Genomic DNA, 330 nt, shown 5'->3' with positions numbered 1-330 from the left:
TGCCAATGGACTTGCAAGAAGATATCCCCAAAAATCATCTCGTACGCGTCATCAACGATGCGGTCAATCGCTTAGATATGAAGCTCTTCACCAAAGCTTATCCCGGAGGTGGCCGGGACAGCTACCATCCGAAAATGCTCATGAAAGTCGTTATCTATGCGTACACACAGCGCATCTACTCCTCTCGCCAAATCGCCAAAGCGGTACGTGAAAATATCATGTTTATGTGGCTGGCTGCTAGGCAGCGTCCAGATTTCCGTACCATTAACCGTTTCCGCTCAGAGCGTATGAAAGACGTTCTAGAGACGGTATTTACAGCTGTTCTTCAAT

Annotated in this window: 1 protein-coding gene; it reads left to right on the top strand. The window is 47.6% G+C overall.

The window, feature by feature from the left end; translation table 11 throughout:
* The coding region (locus M3194_RS31030) for a transposase (protein WP_251657997.1) at positions 1 to 330 on the top strand (330 nt) is incomplete at both ends.

Origin of the sequence: Paenibacillus glycanilyticus, from assembly GCF_023715145.1 — a bacterium.
Classification (GTDB): domain Bacteria; phylum Bacillota; class Bacilli; order Paenibacillales; family Paenibacillaceae; genus Pristimantibacillus; species Pristimantibacillus glycanilyticus_A.
Note: the sequence above shows the minus strand (reverse complement) of the source record. Positions and strands in the feature narration are given on the sequence as shown.